Source organism: Variovorax sp. LjRoot130, from assembly GCF_964253755.1.
Taxonomy (GTDB): Bacteria; Pseudomonadota; Gammaproteobacteria; order Burkholderiales; family Burkholderiaceae_C; genus Variovorax.
The window spans coordinates 518,016-534,261 of sequence record NZ_CAXURM020000002.1 but is presented as its reverse complement, the minus strand read 5'-3'; the positions used below and the strand labels follow the sequence as shown (position 1 = coordinate 534,261).

19 protein-coding genes are annotated in these 16,246 nt (G+C 62.0%); 6 read left to right on the top strand and 13 right to left on the bottom strand.

Annotation, left to right across the window (positions count from 1 at the left end; genetic code table 11):
* The first annotated feature begins 274 nt into the window (after positions 1-274).
* Positions 275-955 (top strand): cyclase family protein, encoded by a 681-nt coding sequence (locus ACSQ86_RS32250; RefSeq protein WP_436307115.1) that lies wholly within the window; start codon positions 275-277, stop codon positions 953-955.
* Between the two features lie 156 nt (positions 956-1,111).
* A complete protein-coding gene (locus ACSQ86_RS32245) occupies positions 1,112-2,005 on the top strand; it encodes a DUF72 domain-containing protein (protein WP_436296924.1) in 894 nt (297 codons plus the stop codon).
* Between the two features lie 232 nt (positions 2,006-2,237).
* Here ACSQ86_RS32245 and ACSQ86_RS32240 read toward each other — a convergent pair whose 3' ends face one another.
* From ACSQ86_RS32240 to ACSQ86_RS32210, 7 genes are all read right to left on the bottom strand, one after another.
* The gene (locus ACSQ86_RS32240; protein WP_436307116.1) at positions 2,238-2,579 is read right to left on the bottom strand and encodes a DUF6537 domain-containing protein; all 342 of its coding nucleotides are present in this window, start codon (positions 2,577-2,579) and stop codon (positions 2,238-2,240) included.
* Positions 2,580-2,607: 28 nt separating this feature from the next.
* On the bottom strand, positions 2,608-3,222 hold the full coding sequence (locus tag ACSQ86_RS32235) for a pyridoxamine 5'-phosphate oxidase family protein (RefSeq protein ID WP_436310486.1): 615 nt from the start codon (positions 3,220-3,222) through the stop codon (positions 2,608-2,610).
* Between the two features lie 42 nt (positions 3,223-3,264).
* Entirely contained in the window at positions 3,265-4,296 is a 1,032-nt protein-coding gene (locus ACSQ86_RS32230; RefSeq protein ID WP_436307118.1) for a carbon-nitrogen hydrolase family protein, read from the bottom strand.
* Between the two features lie 239 nt (positions 4,297-4,535).
* On the bottom strand, positions 4,536-4,676 hold the full coding sequence (locus tag ACSQ86_RS32225; protein WP_436307119.1) for a hypothetical protein: 141 nt from the start codon (positions 4,674-4,676) through the stop codon (positions 4,536-4,538).
* Positions 4,676-5,011, bottom strand: coding sequence for a hypothetical protein (locus ACSQ86_RS32220; protein ID WP_436307120.1), 336 nt, complete (start codon positions 5,009-5,011; stop codon positions 4,676-4,678). The genes ACSQ86_RS32225 and ACSQ86_RS32220 overlap by 1 nt, the downstream gene beginning before the upstream one ends.
* 22 nt (positions 5,012-5,033) lie before the next feature.
* Positions 5,034-5,348 carry a helix-turn-helix domain-containing protein gene (locus ACSQ86_RS32215; protein WP_436307121.1) on the bottom strand — a complete coding sequence of 105 codons (315 nt, stop codon included), beginning with the start codon at positions 5,346-5,348 and terminating at the stop codon, positions 5,034-5,036.
* 63 nt (positions 5,349-5,411) lie between these two features.
* Positions 5,412-5,687 carry a hypothetical protein gene (locus tag ACSQ86_RS32210; protein ID WP_093110472.1) on the bottom strand — a complete coding sequence of 92 codons (276 nt, stop codon included), beginning with the start codon at positions 5,685-5,687 and terminating at the stop codon, positions 5,412-5,414.
* Positions 5,688-5,853: 166 nt separating this feature from the next.
* On the opposite strand from ACSQ86_RS32210, the gene ACSQ86_RS32205 reads away from it, so the two are divergent.
* A complete protein-coding gene (locus ACSQ86_RS32205; protein ID WP_093110473.1) occupies positions 5,854-6,363 on the top strand; it encodes a hypothetical protein in 510 nt (169 codons plus the stop codon).
* A 557-nt stretch (positions 6,364-6,920) separates the two neighbouring features.
* On the opposite strand, the gene ACSQ86_RS32200 is transcribed toward ACSQ86_RS32205, so the two are convergent.
* From ACSQ86_RS32200 to ACSQ86_RS32185, 4 genes are all read right to left on the bottom strand, one after another.
* Entirely contained in the window at positions 6,921-7,886 is a 966-nt protein-coding gene (locus tag ACSQ86_RS32200) for a Bug family tripartite tricarboxylate transporter substrate binding protein (protein ID WP_436307122.1), read from the bottom strand.
* Between the two features lie 37 nt (positions 7,887-7,923).
* The gene (locus ACSQ86_RS32195; protein WP_436307123.1) at positions 7,924-8,820 is read right to left on the bottom strand and encodes an MBL fold metallo-hydrolase; all 897 of its coding nucleotides are present in this window, start codon (positions 8,818-8,820) and stop codon (positions 7,924-7,926) included.
* A gap of 69 nt (positions 8,821-8,889) precedes the next feature.
* A complete protein-coding gene (locus ACSQ86_RS32190) occupies positions 8,890-9,870 on the bottom strand; it encodes a Bug family tripartite tricarboxylate transporter substrate binding protein (protein ID WP_436310888.1) in 981 nt (326 codons plus the stop codon).
* Between the two features lie 8 nt (positions 9,871-9,878).
* A complete protein-coding gene (locus ACSQ86_RS32185) occupies positions 9,879-10,400 on the bottom strand; it encodes a 2,4'-dihydroxyacetophenone dioxygenase family protein (protein ID WP_436310485.1) in 522 nt (173 codons plus the stop codon).
* Positions 10,401-10,546: 146 nt separating this feature from the next.
* On the opposite strand from ACSQ86_RS32185, the gene ACSQ86_RS32180 reads away from it, so the two are divergent.
* A complete protein-coding gene (locus ACSQ86_RS32180) occupies positions 10,547-11,554 on the top strand; it encodes a LacI family DNA-binding transcriptional regulator (RefSeq protein WP_436310484.1) in 1,008 nt (335 codons plus the stop codon).
* A gap of 21 nt (positions 11,555-11,575) precedes the next feature.
* On the opposite strand, the gene ACSQ86_RS32175 is transcribed toward ACSQ86_RS32180, so the two are convergent.
* On the bottom strand, positions 11,576-12,019 hold the full coding sequence (locus ACSQ86_RS32175; RefSeq protein WP_436307127.1) for an ester cyclase: 444 nt from the start codon (positions 12,017-12,019) through the stop codon (positions 11,576-11,578).
* Positions 12,020-12,222: 203 nt separating this feature from the next.
* On the opposite strand from ACSQ86_RS32175, the gene ACSQ86_RS32170 reads away from it, so the two are divergent.
* Positions 12,223-13,017: an SDR family NAD(P)-dependent oxidoreductase gene (locus tag ACSQ86_RS32170; RefSeq protein WP_436307128.1), complete on the top strand. Its 795-nt coding sequence runs from the start codon at positions 12,223-12,225 to the stop codon at positions 13,015-13,017.
* Positions 13,018-13,642: 625 nt separating this feature from the next.
* Here the strand turns inward: ACSQ86_RS32170 and ACSQ86_RS32165 are convergent.
* Entirely contained in the window at positions 13,643-14,341 is a 699-nt protein-coding gene (locus ACSQ86_RS32165; RefSeq protein ID WP_093110544.1) for a winged helix-turn-helix transcriptional regulator, read from the bottom strand.
* Positions 14,342-14,444: 103 nt separating this feature from the next.
* Here ACSQ86_RS32165 and ACSQ86_RS32160 point away from each other — a divergent pair, with 103 nt between their 5' ends.
* Positions 14,445-15,872, top strand: a complete 1,428-nt coding sequence (locus ACSQ86_RS32160; protein ID WP_436307129.1) for an FAD-binding oxidoreductase — start codon at positions 14,445-14,447, stop codon at positions 15,870-15,872.
* Positions 15,873-16,246: the final 374 nt, after the last annotated feature.

Genomic DNA, 16,246 nt, shown 5'->3' with positions numbered 1-16,246 from the left:
CTTTTGCCCCTCTCGCCGGCAGCGGCAAATGATGGCGAACACATGCGGAACATACTGTATGGGCGCATGGGGTTTCCGGCTAGCTCCAGTGAACGGACAAGAACTGGATGCGCATCCATGCTTCAGCGCTAAACGCAAGTCGGATGCGGATGGAAACGACCGCCGTTGACCGCCCGCCCCTTGCATACTATGGTGCGCTCACGACCGGCACTGAGCGCGAGCCGCACCAGCAGGTCGGAGGTGTCTGCGCTGAAATCAAGCGGGGGATGAACAAATGTTTGTCGACCTCTCTCACGTATTCCACGACGGGATGCCCGGCGTCCTCTTCAAGGCTGAGAACGGCGAAACAGTCGAACTCACGGCGCACATTCGACCCTACATGACGCATGCGCAGTCGCGCCCCCACTACGAGAACAAGGCCTCGTTCGAGATCTCTGACGTGGCATTCCAAAGCTCCGTCGGCACGAAGATGGATGCCCCGCGTCACCGTTTCGAAGGCGCGAACGATGTCGCTTCCATCGAGCTCAGCCGCCTGATTCTGGACGGCGTCGTCATCGACGCCCGGCACGCGGGTCCCAGGCAGCAGCTGAGGTTGACAGACCTGCAGTTTCCCGAGCATCTCGCAGGCCGGGCAGTGCTGGTGAACTTCGACTGGGATCGCCATTGGGGAACGGAGACCTACCGATTGCACCCGTTCGTCTCGCATGAAGTGGTGACCTGGCTCTGCGATGCGGGAATTGCCCTTTTTGGGGTGGACTGCGCGAACGTCGACTCCACGCAGGATCCAGAACGTCCAGCACATACCCGGTTTCTAAGGCAAGGCATCCTCATCGTGGAAAACCTCACCGGACTGTCGCGCCTGCACGGCGCGGCGTTCCGCTTTTTCTCCATCCCGCTGAAGGCGAGGGACGCGGCAGCCTTCCCGGTCCGTGCTTTTGCAGAGGTGCGTGAATAAACACAGGCGAAACCGCATCTTGTCACGGGCTGGTGAGCGCAAGCTGCGTCGAGCCGCTGGAGGACATTGCCGCGGACCTTTGGCGCGACGCCCGTCTGCGCGCCATGACGCCGGCCGAAGCTGCCCAAAACTGGCTCGAGCCGGTAGCATGTGCCGATGGCCATCCTCGTCGGCACAGCCTCCTGGACTGACAAGACGCTGATCGACTGCGGGCGCTTCTACCCGAAGGAAGCGAAGACGCCCGAGGCGCGTCTGCGCTACTACGCGTCGCTCTTTCCTTTGGTCGAAGTCGATTCGAGCTACTACGGGATCCCCACGCCGACCAACGCCCACAACTGGGCCGAGCGCACGCCCGAGGGCTTCGTATTCAACGTGAAGGCCTTTCGCCTGTTCACCGGCCACCAGACCGACCCGAAGGTGCTGCACAAGGACATCAAGGAGGCGCTGGGCACGAGCCAGACGCTGTACTACCGCAGCACGCCGCCGGAGATCCGCGCCGAGCTCTGGCGCCGGTTCGTCGATGCAATCACGCCGCTCAAGGCGGCAGGCAAGCTCGGCCTGGTCCACTTCCAGTTCCCGCCCTGGCTGATGTGCAACCGCGAAGGGCATGCGCATGTCGAGCACTGCATCGAGCAGATGGAGGGGCACACCTGCAGCGTCGAGTTCCGGCACAAGTCCTGGTTCGACGAGGCGAGCCGCGCCGGCACGATCGACTTCTTGCGCGCGCTCGGCGCCGTGCACACCATCGTCGACGGGCCGCAGGGCTTCGCCAACAGCGTGCCGCTGCTGGCGGAAACCACGAACCCCGACTACGCGCTGGTGCGCCTGCACGGCCGCAACGTGGACACCTACAACATCAAGGGGGCGTCTTCAGCAGCCGAGCGCTTCGACTACGACTATCCGGACCAGGAACTGCGCGAGATCGTGATCGAGGTGGTGCGGCTGGCCTACAAGGTGCGCAACACGCACCTGATCTTCAACAACTGCGACGAGGACAAGGGCCAGCGCAACGGGCTCACTTTCCTGAAGATGCTGCTGGCGCACGGTTGAGCGAGCCAGGGCGATGGGGCGTCGGCTCTTTATCCTGGCGTAACACTGGTGCCTCATCCTTGGAGGTGACAGTCGATCGGCGCTGGTAGAGGATGCTTCGGCGCCCACCCATTGATGGGTGGGTCCTCGATGCCGGCGACTGTCGCGACCTATGGAGTGCAAATGTGAAAGGCGCATCGCAGAAATTCGCCAGTTCTCGCGAGTCCTCGTGAGCTTCGTGGCGCTCACGCGATCACTGTGCGACGACAGCGATGCCGCGGATCTGCCCTGCCCTCGCCGCGGACACCGGCCGAGGATAGCGCGCAGGCGCAAAGCGCTGCAGCAGCCGCGCCTCGCGTCCGCGCGCCGACGCCAGGTTGGCGAGCTTCACATGGCCGAATCCCCGGATTGCGAGCGGTATGGCGGCAAGCTGCGCTGCGAGCGCCTGATCCTCGGGTGAGAGCTCGGCCACCAGCTCGTCCAGCCGCGCCTCGAACTGGGCGATCAGGCTGCGTTCCAGGCGACGCTCCTGCGTGTAGCCGAAGACATCGAAAATGCCACCGCGCAGCACCTTGCCCCGCGCGAGCCACGTCATGAACGACTTCTCATACTCGCCCCTTAATTCACGATTCTTCGATCGCCTTGATGTAGTCCATGATGTCAATCGCCGGCATCTCCAATGCCTTGCGACGATCTCGCTCGGGCAAGGTATCGCGCACGAAGTCGATCTGCTTCCAGTTGGGAAACGGCGTTTCCCGCCCTGGCGCGGGCACGAACGGCGAACTCGAGACTCGCTGAAGCTTGGGGATGTATCGAGGACAGTTCAGGAAGATCTCGCTGACGGCAACCCGGACCACGAACTGGGCTTCCGGGTACTCGGAGATCAACGGGTCATCCCTCATCACGGACGCCTCTCCGCTGATCCGCAGGCGGTTGGGCTTCTCGAAGTCGATGAACAGGATGCCGACCTTCGGATTGGCCAGCACGTTGCCCATGGACAGGTACATGCCGTTCCCGTCGTAGCAAGGGAAAGCCAGAGTCCGTTCGTCGACCACCTTGACGAAGCCCGCCGGACCGGCCTTGAAGGAGCAGCTTGGCTTTCCCGAGCCATCGGCCGTCGCGAGAAAGAAGAAATCCTTCGTCGCGATGAACGCGGTGTCCAGCGGGTTCAAGGTGTCGTGCAGGTTGTGGGTCTCGATGACATCCGCCAGCCGGCGCGTGTCGAACGCGTCCTGCAACTGGCGCTGTTGGTCGTGATAGATGCTCATGCGGTACTCCGCTCAGGCGGACAGGGCCTGCGCCGCTGCGGGTTCCGCCACGGGGGTAATCTGCGCCATCTCAGCCGCGGGAGAAGTCTGGACGACGACGGCTTCCCGCCGGGTCTTGTTCAAGAGCAGCTGCGTCACGTCGGGCCGCGCGTAGTGGCCGCTGGGGTCGGCGGCCGCCTTGGCGAGCGAAATCAGTCCGAGATCGATGTCCGCGACGACGAAACCCTCTTCGGCCTCGGCCAGGTTCGTGCCCAGCGGCGAGCCGTCCGGCCCGTAGATGCGCGCGAAGCCACCACCGGCGAGCAGCAGCTGCTTCTTCGTCGGGTCGGTGCACAGCAGGTCGACCATGGGGCTCGATACCGTCGCGCATGGCGCGATCACGAAGCACTGGCCCTCGGCTGCATAGAGCTGGCTGGCGCCATTGTTGACCTCCGGGCCGAGCGCGTAGGCGCCGCCCCGGTAGAGGGAGAAGCTCGGCCAGGCGGCGCAATGGATCTGCTCGTTCTGCGAGTACATGGCGTACTTGGAAAGCGGCTGCAGATGCTCCCAGCAGCACAGTGACCCGATGTTGCCGATCTCTGTTTCGCACACCGTCAGGTCGGAGCCGTCGCCCTCGCCGAAGACGGTGCGCTCGACGTGGGTGGGCTTGAGCTTGCGGCGCGTCTGCACGACGTTGCCCTTGTCGTCGATCAGGAACTGAGCGATGTAGAGGCTGCCTCCGGCCTTCTCGCTGAAGCCCGACGAGATCCAGATGCGATGCTTGCGTGCGGCGTCCCTGATGCGCTCGAACTCGGGCGATCCGATCACCAGCGAGTTGTCGTGGTAGCGCTGCACGAACTGCATGCCCCAGGCCGGCGAATCCAGCCAGATCCACCAGGGGTAGCCTGGCAACCAGGTCTCGGGGAACGCCAGCAGCTGGATGCCATCCTTCGCCGCGCGGCCCATCAGGTCGATGGTCTTGTCGATCGTCGCGTCGAGATCGAGAAACACGGGGGCGGCCTGGACCGCGGCGACGCGCAGCCTGGGGTGGGTCTTGCTTGCCATGATGGAGAACTCCGGTGGATTTCGTGCGTGGTGCCCGAGGGCTGAGGGGTTGTCCCCGCCTTGTCAGCAGGTTGACCGAAGACTAGGGCGGCTTCGGCTTTGACGCTTGTCCAAGCGTTGCAGCGTTCTTGTCTAAAAGTCGCGCATCGTCGGATTTCGCTGCTGGCACATCCGGCACAGAATGCGGCCGATCAACACCCCTCCGTCGTCGCCGCAGCCGCTTACGTTTGGCGGCTGGCTCATGACTGATCGACCAAACGCTCGAAGGGCGCGATGCCGGTGGTTGCTTCGCAGCGGCCGAACACCTTGGCGCGATGCACGTCCAACGCCGCCAAGTACGCCCAGGCGCCATCGCGTGCGTACTCGTGCTCCACGCGCATTACCTGCCTGCCTCGGTGGGCAGGCTCGGATGCATGCGCAGCCGAGCCTGGATACTGGTCTTCTCGTCGGTCGAGATGACGAACTCGTCCTTGCGCAGTGACTGCCCTTGCCAGCGTCGCTCGTACAGATCCAGGATGCGGCCGGCCTTGGCATGGAAGTGCGGGTCCCGCGCAAAGATCCAGCAACGGTGCCGCCAAGGGCGAATCGCGTCCTCGTGCAACCAACGCCAGACCGTGCTGTCGCTGATGCGCGCCACCAGGCCCGAGCGCTGCGCGTGTCGCGCCACGTCGGCAACGCTCAGGCGCGACAGCGGCAAGCCCAAGGTGGCCGGCAACTCGCATGCGAGCGCCTTGATCTCAACCGTGACCTTTGGGGGGAAAGACCCGTGGGCGTCCCGGGCGGGCTCTCTCTTCGAGACCCGCCAATCGCTCCTTGAAGAAACGCTGGCGCCAGTGACTGGCCACCTCGCGCCGGGTGTCCAGCCGCGGGGCAATCTCGTCGTTGTCCATGCCGTTGGCGGCCATCAGGATCATCTTGGCTCGAACAACCTCGAAATACGGCAACGTATATCTGGTTGCGCGACGATTCAACTCGGCCGACTCATCCAGCGTCAACTCGATATGGAACGGGCTCTTCCTTGGCATATGCAACCCCTGGTCGAAGGATTGCACAAGACGCCATACGCGGCCGAACTTATCAAGAATATGCGTGGCCGCATTTATGAAACTGCCTACTTAATCAGGCAATTGCTGGAGTTCGGCCAGCGTCGCTCGCAGGGTGCCCAACGCTTTCACGGCGGCAGCGAACTCGCCCACTTCCACGCCCTGATCGCTCAAGCTCTGTAGCACGAACTGCTCAAAGGCGTCGCCGGTCTTTCCCTCAAGCAACTGGTGATCTTCGAGGATCACATTTCCAAGCAACAGCAGCTCTGCCAGCGCGCGAGCAGGCCGGCGATGGGAACGTTCGAACTCGACTCGCAGGGCTGCGATCTCATCACTGGTGGCCGTCATGAGCGTAGTTTGCCCCAGCCTTCCGCCATTCTCCAAACGAGATATTCCGCAAGCGGTTCGCGCCAGCTTGCTGGCAAAGGATGTACTGACCTAGGCCGGAAGTGCAGCGGACAAACACCATCGCTCGAAACATACTTTCCTATCCAAGTCCTGATCGGGCCGGCGGATGGAAACTGGAAAGCTGCTCGCGATTGTGGAGGTTGCACAAGCCAGACGGTTTGCATGTCAGGCCGCAGGCTGTGGCCGCACTGTTTTTCGGCAGCTTTACGTCGTCGTCCACAGCGAGGGAATCATCGTCCTGGGCGCAGGCTGCTATCGAAAGATGCTCGGCACCGAAGTCTCAGCTCGGCCGCTGCATGGGACGCCTGATGTCCGCCGTCTCACCGAGCGGGAGTGCAGCTTGCTCGCGGAGAATCCGGCTCAGCTGATGGCGGAGTTCGACGCGGGGCACGCATCCGCCTTCGGTGCTCTCTCGGCGCGTCCGAGCCCGCGCGAGGCCACCCCGCGCGCGCGAACTCCTCGCTTGCCCATTTGGACCAGACGCCAGTTTGGTGCGCAGGCGGAGAAAGAGGTTGAAGCGCAATACGGGCGAAGCTCGGACCTCAAGGGCTGGCGTTCGCTGGTCGACCTCCGCATCAGGGAGCTCGCGGACCGGGTCACCGCGTCGAAGGCGTAGCGGCCCAGCAGGTGCTTGGGTGCAGATCTGACTCAAGGATGGCGGGTGCCGCAACCCTCCATGGCTCAAGCTGTCGATCGGCGGCCAGGATCGAAGGCCGTGGCGTTGCGCATCAAGGACTTTGGAGCAGCTCTGCCAAGCTACTTTGAACGCGCTGGGCAACACACTTTGAATTTTCCGGTGGGTTTTTCACCCATCTTTGAATTTTCCGGGGGCCGCGAGGGGATCACGAGCCGCCGCCGGTTAGGTCGCAACCGCCGGTTGAATCCGCAGCCCTTTGCGGACATTCCCACTTCTCGAAAGCGGCCGTTCAGGCAACTACGCAGAACACCCCCGATGACGCCCGGTGCATCTGTCAATTCCCCCTCATACACGGCCAAAAGATTAAGCCTCAGGAAGGCGGATAGTGGACCTTGTTGAGCATCTCTGATACGCAGGGTCGCGGCTTGGGTGTCCACCGGAGCCGCTAGCCGCGGTGACTCGCCCGCGCACATTGCTGCAATGCACTCACGCTTGAACTCCGGTGCTGGAAGTCGTCGAGCCTTTTCATGACAGGGCTACTCCGGCTTCACGTTGGCAGTCTCCGCCACCGCTTTCCATATGGCGATGTCTTCACGCATGAGTTTGCGTAGCTCGTCAGGTGGAAGGTAGGCCGGCTGGACACCGAGGCCCAGAAGGCGGTCGGCAGTTGCCTTTTCTGCGAGGGTGTCGCGAAGTGCAGCGGACAGCTTGTTCACGACGGTTGGCGGGACGCCAGCAGGGGCGAGCAAAGTCCAGCTCAGCTCACTACGAAAGTCAACGCCTTGGTCCGGATAGGTGCCCACTTCCGGCATGCTCGGCGAGCGGCTACCACAAATTCCCAAGGCGCGAATCTTCCCGGACTTGACCAGCGGAGATGCGGTTCCCATATCCAACACACCCACTCGGATGTGCCCGCCAAGCAGGCCCGTCACGAGGTCACCCGAGGATTTGAAAGGGATATGGTCCAGCTTCGCGCCCGCCTTTTGGACGAGCACCTCACCACAGAGATGACCCGTCGAACCGTGGCCCCAAGTGCCGTACTGCAAGGGCTTGTCCTGTCCCTTGGAATTCGCGACAAGGTCCTTGAGGTTTTTGGCTGGAAAATCAATGCTGGAGACCACCACGACACCTGCTGTTCCGATTCTTCCAATTTGGCTGAAGTCGGTAACGGGGTCGTACGGAAGTTTGGCGTACACCGCTGGCGCGATGATGTGGGAGGTCATGCCTCCCATGGTGATGGTGTACCCGTCGTTTGGTGACCTTGCAGCTTGCGCTGCGCCAATGGTTCCGCCTGCTCCGACACGGTTGTCGACATAGATTGAGCCGTTCAACTTCTTTGCCATCGACTCGGCAAGCATGCGACCGATGGTGTCGCCGCCGCTTCCGGCTGACAACGGCAGCAAAAGTTTGATGGGCCTTGTCGGATAGTCGCTGGATTGCGCGCACGCGTGCCCGGCGTACGCCAGGCCGACCCCCAGAGCGAGTGTGTACAGAACCTTCAAGATATGTCTCCTTATGTTTGGTAAGAGCACCATGCGCTTAGCGCAGGTACTTGAACGTGAACCCGTGGTTGCACGAGTGGATGCGACCGGCCGTGGGCGCCGGGAAGTGCATGGTGAGCAGCAGCGTGTCCGTGTCGGCAAACCGTTGTGCAAGCGTCTGGCGAGTTGCCCGCGCGAGCTCCGGATTCCAGTCTCCGGTATTGATGAGCCCAGGCTCTAAAAAAATGATGGGGTGATGGAAGATGTCGCCAGTCATGACCCCGTGCTGGCCACCCTCCTTCACATTCACCGTTACGTGCCCGGGGGTGTGTCCCTGCGAATCCTCAAGCCAGACACCCTTTGCCAAGTCGCCTTCAACCAGGTGATTTGAGTCAACGAGCAGCGCTTGGCCGGACTCGACGACCGGCAGGACACTGTCGACGAAGGAGCCTTGGTTGACGGGCAGGTCGGGCTTCTTCTCGTGAAGCCGAAGGTAGTGTTCAAACTCCTTCTTCGCGAAGATGTACCTCGCATTGGGAAAGGTTGGCACCCATCTCCCATTGCTGAGTATCGTGTTCCATCCGACGTGGTCCGTATGAAGATGCGTGCACAGAACCATGTCGATGTCACCGGGGGTCAGACCGAACCTGGCCAGATTGCTCAGGTACTCGTCCGACTTAAACATGTGCTGCCATTTGGCGCGTGGTCGGTCCTTGTGATTGCCATTGCACGCGTCGACCAGAATGTTCGCGGTTCCAGTCCGAATGAGGTAGCTGTGGAAGCTCAGGTTGAGTTTGAAGTCACCCGGACTTATGAGGTTAGGCCCGAGCTCGGCCTGATGCCGGGCCGCCACTCCCGGCTCGATGTTGGGGTAGAGCCATGCTGGGTCCACCCAGAAATTGTCAATCTCTACGACCCGGTCGACGCGGGTGTTTCCAAACTTGAGTTGCTTCATCTTTAGGGCTCTTGCTGCAACGCCATGGCGCGGTCATCAACCTTGTCGGAGCTGACCTCCCGCGCCTTTCTAGACGTCTTGCTGCTTGACACCAGCGTCACGGGTGATTTGGGCCCACTGGGCGGACTCTTTCTTGATGACCTGCCTGAATTCGTTGGGACCGACGAACTGTGGAATGGCACCAAGTTCTTCGATGCGCGCCTTCACTGCAGGTGTTGCCATCGCCTTCTGAATCTCGACAGAGATGGCGTTGACTACGTCATCCGGCGTACCCGGCGGCGCAACGATGCCCACCCAGAACTCCTTGGTCTCATTGATGACCAGACCCGACTCTTCGAACGTCGGGATGTCTTTGAGTGCAGGGGAGCGGTTTTTTGACATCACGGCCAGCGGCTTGAGTTGGCCTCGCGCTGAGGAAATCAACGGAATCGCGCCCATCATGGCGTCGACCTGCCCGGCCATCAGCGCCTGAATGGCCGGCGCACTGCCGGTGTACGGGACGTGCAGCATGTCTTGGACGCCGGACGCTCGCATGAACAGCATCGTTGCCGCATGCCCGGTTGTTCCCACGCCCCACGTGGAGAACGTCATCTGCTTGTCCTTTGCTAGCGCGATGAACTCCTTCAGGTTCTTGACCTCGAGGTCCTTGCGCACTGCCAGGGCAAACGGCACGAAGGAGATGACCGCCACCGGCACGTGGCCCTCCGGGTGGAAGTTCTTGTTGTTGAAGAAGTGCGGATAGACGGTGTGTGTGTCGCTGCTGGCGGCGAGTAGCGTCTGGCCGTCGCCAGGCGATTTAGAAAGGAGGGCCGAGGCGAGGGTCCCAGAAGCGCCCGGCTTGTTGTCGACGACGATTGGCTGACCAAGGGAGGTCCCCATGGCGGTAGAAACCAGGCGCGCCAAGATGTCCGAGTTACCCCCGGCTTGGCCTGGTACAAGCAACGTAATCGGCCTTTTGGCAGTCCAGTTTGCCTGAGACCAGGCTGAGGATGCGAGGGTCCCGAGGGCGATGGCTGCGCTTTGTGCGAGGTAGTGTCTCCGAGTATTCATGGTGTCGCTCACTTGTTGGCGTGGGTTTGAAGGTTCTTAAAGCCGGCGCCCTTGGGCGTGATGTAGCCAGGAATCGGCAGTCCCTTGCTCTTCAGGTAGCTGAGAATCCCGTCTTCGATGGCCCCTGCGTCGCGGATGTTGAGAAAGGCATCTCCATCGAAGTTGATGTTGGCGCCGTACACCACCATGAAGCCCTCGGCAGCCTCCTTCGCGTCCTCGGGCACCGAGAAGGTGTGGATGGAGCCTGCTGGTTCGTAGAGGTAGCTGCCGGCTGTTTGCGGGTCCTTAGGGTGCTCGGCGTAGTTCCACTGACCCTTGGTGGTGAAGAAGTGGACGGTGCCCGTGTGGAAATGCTTGGGCAGCTTCGTGCCAGGGGCAAACTTTCCATACAAAACCCAAATACCGTTCTCGCGGTCAAGGAACAGCGGAATGATTTCCGAACCGGGCGCGGCGCCGGGTACGTAGGTCATGCCGTGGATGTTGACCGTCAGCAGTTCTTCCTGCTTCGTGATGGATGTGGGGGTTGTCACTCGTGCTCCTGTTGCTTAAGCGCCACCGGTTGCAGAAACGTTTCCGCATGGTAGATACTAGTGGGTGTTAGATTCATTGGGGCCAACCCGACGAGTCGAGTAGGCCGCTGGTTCTTTAAGAGTTTTAGGGTTGCAGAAAGGTTGTGATGTCAGCAGTCGGTATCCATGACGTCGCTCGATTGGCAGGCGTGTCTATCAGCACAGCGTCGCGAGCCCTCAATAGGACGGGTCGCGTCAGCAGTGCCACCATCAAGAAGGTCGGCGACGTTGCGGCAAAGCTGGGCTATCAGCCCAACGCCATCGCGCGCACCATGCGGTCCAAGCAGAGTCATGCGGTTGGCATCATCGTCAGCGACATTTCCAATCCCTTCTATGGACGCCTGGTCAAGTCGGTCGAGCGGCGACTTTCTGCACAGGGCTATGCACTGTTCGTGGCCAGCTCGAACAACGACATTGCCACCGAGGTCCAGCTGATTCGTTTTTTCAAGAGCCGCAAGGTCGACGGCATCATCCTGGGCCCGTGCCAAACGGATTCGGTCGCTCACGTCATCAATGAGGTCCGAGACATCTCGACGGTGCTCTTCGACCGCGATGGCGGCCAACAGCTGGGCGCAGTCAAGGTCGACCACTATCGGGGCACCACTGAAGCGCTCGAATACCTGATTGGGCTGGGACACAAGCACATCGCATTGATGACTCCTGGCAGCCAGATTCAGCCAATCCGGGACCGGGTACAGGCGTACCAGGATTGCTTGACTGCAGCTGGATTGGCCTATGACCCAAGCCTGATTTGCTTTGCCGATTCGTCGATGAACTTTCCGACTGACCAAGCTGCTCGGATGCTGGCGCGCAAGGACCGACCAACTGCATTTCTGTGCCTCGGTACCCGAATCCTCGCCGGCGTGCTCGCCGCCATGCGGTCGGCCAAGTTGAGCATCCCTGGGAACGTGAGCATCGTGTCCATCGGCGACACGGAGTTCTCCGAGCTCCACAGTCCATCGATAACTGCGCTTGCATGGGACATCCGTTCGCTCTCGGATGAGATTTCGTCGATGCTGCTGACAAGGATGCACAACGAGGCTCCAGAGGTTCAATCTGCGGTGGTCGATATGCGGCTAATCGAGCGGGAATCGTGTGCGGCGCCCGAGGCTTGAGGAAATTGCCCGTCGCGAGAACTAGAGCAACCCGAGGGCGATGAGCTTCAGGTCGGGCGACGAGTAAGGGCGCTCGCAAATAATCTTCGCGGAGCCGGGCCCGAACAGGAACGTTGCCGCCAGTCGCACCTTGAACGACCTGCCAGTCGGCGGATAGGTCTTTTCTCGAACCTTGAACTCGCCCAAATGGGTGCCGATGAGGAAGAACTCCACGAGAACCGTGTCTCGCTCGTCGTCGGCGGCAATCGAAATAATTTCATTGGCCTGGTCCGGAAAGGCTTGGCGCGAAGACTGGAAGTAGACCCGAACCTGCTCCTCGCCGTCGTAGACAGCACCGTTGCCGTACATCTCGTAGCGCGGATGCTCGAACGTGTTGATGACGCCGTCCCAATCTTGGGTGCACTCGAGCGCCATGTGGTCACGCACCGTTTTCAGGCGTGCTTGTCGAAGTTCGTCTTTCGTCATGGGTGCTTTCTCAATCGTGTGGAAACGTTTGCGCAATTCTGCGCCTGACACAAATTCTCGAAAGTGGGGTTTACCCTTAATGCCGGACTTTGACACCTCACCAATGGCTGTTGCTCGAGAGACACTGGCGCCAGGGGTTAACCCGTTGCTACTGCATGGCCAAGAGCGCTAGCATTGCGGAATCGTTTGCGCAAAGGAATGCCATGAAGCTGAAAGACAAGGTGGCCCTCGTGACTGGGGCCGGAACATTCAAGAAGGAATTCACAGGCGTCGACCAGGTCGGCAACGGCACTGCATGCGCTTTGACCTTCGCCCGCGAGGGCGCGCTGGTTGTCTGCACTGACCGTTCGTTGGAAGCAGCTGAGCTCGCGGCGCAGCTCATCCGAGACGATGGCGGAAAAGCAATCGCAATGGCGATGGACGTCACGGACTCCAAGCAGGTCGACGCAGTCGTTGCCGAGGTGGTGTCAATGCATCAGCGGGTCGACGTGCTGCACAACAACGTCGGCATCGAGATTCTGGGCGAGCTCGTCGACGTAAAGGATGACGACTGGGACAAGGTAATGGACATCAACTTGCGGGGTGCAATGGCCACTGCAAGGGCCGTCATGCCAATCATGCGCGCTCAGAGGTCCGGTTCCATCATCAACGTATCGTCAACCGCCAGCCTCAAGTGGAGCCCGATGCAGTTCCTGTCGTACAGCACTTCGAAAGCTGGCCTGAATCACATGACGCGTGTCATCGCCAGGCAGTACGCGCCCGACCAAGTCCGATGCAACTGCATCGTGCCTGGGATGATTCGGACACCGCACGCGGATGCGCTCTACAAGACGGCGGATGAGGCTGCAGCAGGACACAAGTTCCGCGACTCGCGCTGCCCTATGGGTAGGCAGGGTACTCCGTGGGAGATTGCAAAGGCAGCCCTGTTCCTGGCATCTGACGACTCGTCATACATCACCGGCATTCAACTTGTGGTGGACGGAGGCTCAAGCCTCTAGTCAAACGTGCACCAGCGACTGGTTACCTGCACTCGACTGTCGCACGGCGAGGGAGTTCTGGCGAATGTCGGCTTCGGAAGGAACTTGGTTGACGTTGCGAAGGTCCGTTCCTGGCCGGGTTCTGCCTGTCGGGCCTCCGCCCAGAACGTCGTCAGTCGTTGACGTTTTGGTACTGCTCGATTTGACACGCATAGGTGCCTGGCTGAGTCGAGCATACCGAATAGCCCTGGGGCGAGTTGCTGGCGCAGCCGGCCAGAACGCACAGAAGTATTGCGCTCGCCACCTTGAACATGAAGTCTCCCGGACGACAGGCCTGACAGCCGGTCTTGGCCGACTACGGTAGCACGCGAGCATAGACCCAAGGACCGCTCCCGCTGCGAAGCTGCCTCGAGCCGAACTTCGCTTCAAGACTGGCTGCAGTCATTCGGCTCCTCACCGTACGCGGCGCGTGTGCGCTCTTTTCTGCCGGCCAGCCCTGACGAAGCGGTCAGCCACGAAATTCGGCGGCCAATAGCTGCCGCGCTCTCCCACCGGCGAACTCGCTCGATACCTGCCGTTCGGCTTGACCATAGACCGGACCTTTGCGGTCGGTGCGGTGCCAGAGTCGGAGCCCGCGTCGGGCCTGTCAGCCTGCGGGGCTCCCGTCGGCACGGGCGACCGGCGTGATCTGGGCGAACATGCTGCGGGCGTTCCAGGTTGGGAAGGCTCTTACGAGCGACATGGGGCCGTGGAGTCGGATGCGGCCCTCGCGGGTGGCTTGGGCCCAGGTGAGATGGCCGGCGTGCCATTTGACGAAGGCTTCGGCTTCCGCCGTGATGTAGAGGTCCTCGTCGCGGCCGGGGCACGTCTTGCAGATCTCGGTGTCTCCGAGCTCGATGAGTAGCCAATAGCGCTCAGGGCGCGGCCGACCGGTGAAGTCGAAGCGGATGACGATGCGTCGATCCGGGAGCCGGTCTCGGCGGAGCGCGTGGCACATCGACCACAGGGCCACATATGGGTCGAGATTCTCGGGGGCGATCTCGAGCCAACGCGCACCCCACTCACCGAGTACCTGGCAAACTGTGAAGAGCTCGTGGCCCGCGGACGTGAGCTTGTAGTGGCGCCCGCGTCCGTCGGGCTTGGGTGCCGACTCGACGATACCGCGCCGTTCGAGCTGCCTGAGCCGCTCTGAGAGCAGGGTGCGCGACAGTCCGGGCGCGCCCTCCAGGATCTCACTGAAGCCTCCGCACCCCAGGTGCAAGTTGCGGATGATCAGCGGCGTCCAGCGCTCGGCGAAGATCTCGGCGCCACGGGCGATGGGGCAGTATTGGCCGTACGTCCTCATAATCCCAGTGTCGCGCACCCACCTTCGGCTGTGAAGTCCAGATTTTTGACTTTACGGCCGCGGTCCGCGGTGGTCCGATGTGGTCCTCGAAGTGGAGGACACCATGACGACACCAACGACCGCGGAATTGGGCCACCGGGGCAAGCAGCCAACCCTCGTTGAAATCGACGGGTTTCGAGGCCGGCTGATCAGTGCCCACCACGCCGACTACGACATCGCGCGTGCCGTGTGGAACGGCGCCATCAACCGGCACCCGCGTCTGATCGCCCGATGCATCGGGGTCGCCGACGTGGTCGCGGCTGTGCGGTTCGCCCGCGACCACGATCTGGAGATCGCCATACGAGGTGGAGGCCACAACGTGGCGGGCACCGCCGTTTGCGACGACGGGATCGTCATCGACCTCTCGGCCATGCGGGCCGTGCGGGTCGATCCCGCCCATCGCAGGGCCTGGGTGCAGGGCGGTGCGCTGTGGGGCGACGTCGACCACGAGACGCAGGTGCACGGTCTGGTCACCACCGGTGGAATCGTGAGCCACACCGGCGTCGCCGGGCTCACCCTCGGCGGTGGCGTCGGATGGCTGATGCGCAAGCATGGACTTACGGTCGACAACCTTCTCGCCGCCGATGTCGTAACAGCCGACGGCGAGCTGCTGCGCGCGTCCGAGGACGAGCACCCCGACCTGTTCTGGGCGCTGAGCGGCGGCGGCGGCAATTTCGGCGTGGTCACCTCGTTCGAGTTCCGCCTTCACTGCGTCGGGCCGACCGTCCTGGCCGGGCCCATCCTCTGGGACGCGAATGACGCCAGCGAGGTTCTCCGCTTTTACCGCGACTTCGTCCGCGACGCTCCCGACGAGCTCGGCACAGTAGTGAGGTTTGGCACCGCGCCACCGCTGCCGGTTATTCCCACGGATCTGCACTGGCGCCCGGTGATGATGGTCGGCAACTGCTATGCCGGGCCGATCGAGGACGGTGAGCGGGCGCTCGGCCCGCTTCGCGTGTGTCGGCCTCCTCTTGTCGACCTGGTCGGCCCCACACCATACGTGGGATTCCAGAGCGCACTCGATTCGACCGTCGTCCACGGCTGGAACTACTACTGGAAGTCAACCCACCTCCCCGATCTCAGCGATGACCTCATTGACGTGATTGCCGAGCACGCGTTCACCTGCGCGTCGCCACGGTCGTACGTGGCGATGTTCCATCTGAAGGGCGCGGTGAGCCGAGTGGCCGAGGGCGGGACAGCGTTTGGGAACCGGCAGGCTTCGCACGCGATCACGCTCGATGCGGTATGGCGGCCCGGCGAGGACTTCGCCACGCGGGACACCGCTTGGGCAAGGGGGTTCTTAGCCGCCCTCGGCCGGTTCCGGGAAGGCGTCTACGTCAACTTCCTCGGCGGCGACGAAGACCCCGGCCGGGTCCGCGAGGCGTACGGCGCCTTCGTCTATGACCGGCTGGTGGACGTAAAGACCAAGTACGACCCCGACAACGTCTTCCACAACAACCAGAACATCCGCCCTCGGTTGAGTCATGCGTGAGCAATGGCGACTGCCTGCTGCGAGGCCCAGAGGCAGCCATTCGACCGGCCGCTCTGGGATGCCAGTGGATTGGGACCTTGAGATCCACGAAGGACCGCGACGGGTCGAGCGGCGCCAAGCGGCCGCTATCTGACGCCAGCATCGAAGGGCTGGTGCTGGCCGAATCCGGCCATCGGCCGCATTCTGCCCTGCCCTGCCGATTTCCCCGCCTGGGTCGCACCGCGGGCTCAGTGCTGGATCGCCCCCGCGGGCGCGAGGCCAAACCTGAGCATCCTCGAAAGTTAGGTGGCGCGTTCACGAAGGTCCAGTGTCGTTGCGGAACGCTCCTGAACTACGGCTAAAAATTCCGTGCACGTGCTGAGCGCTCACCGATG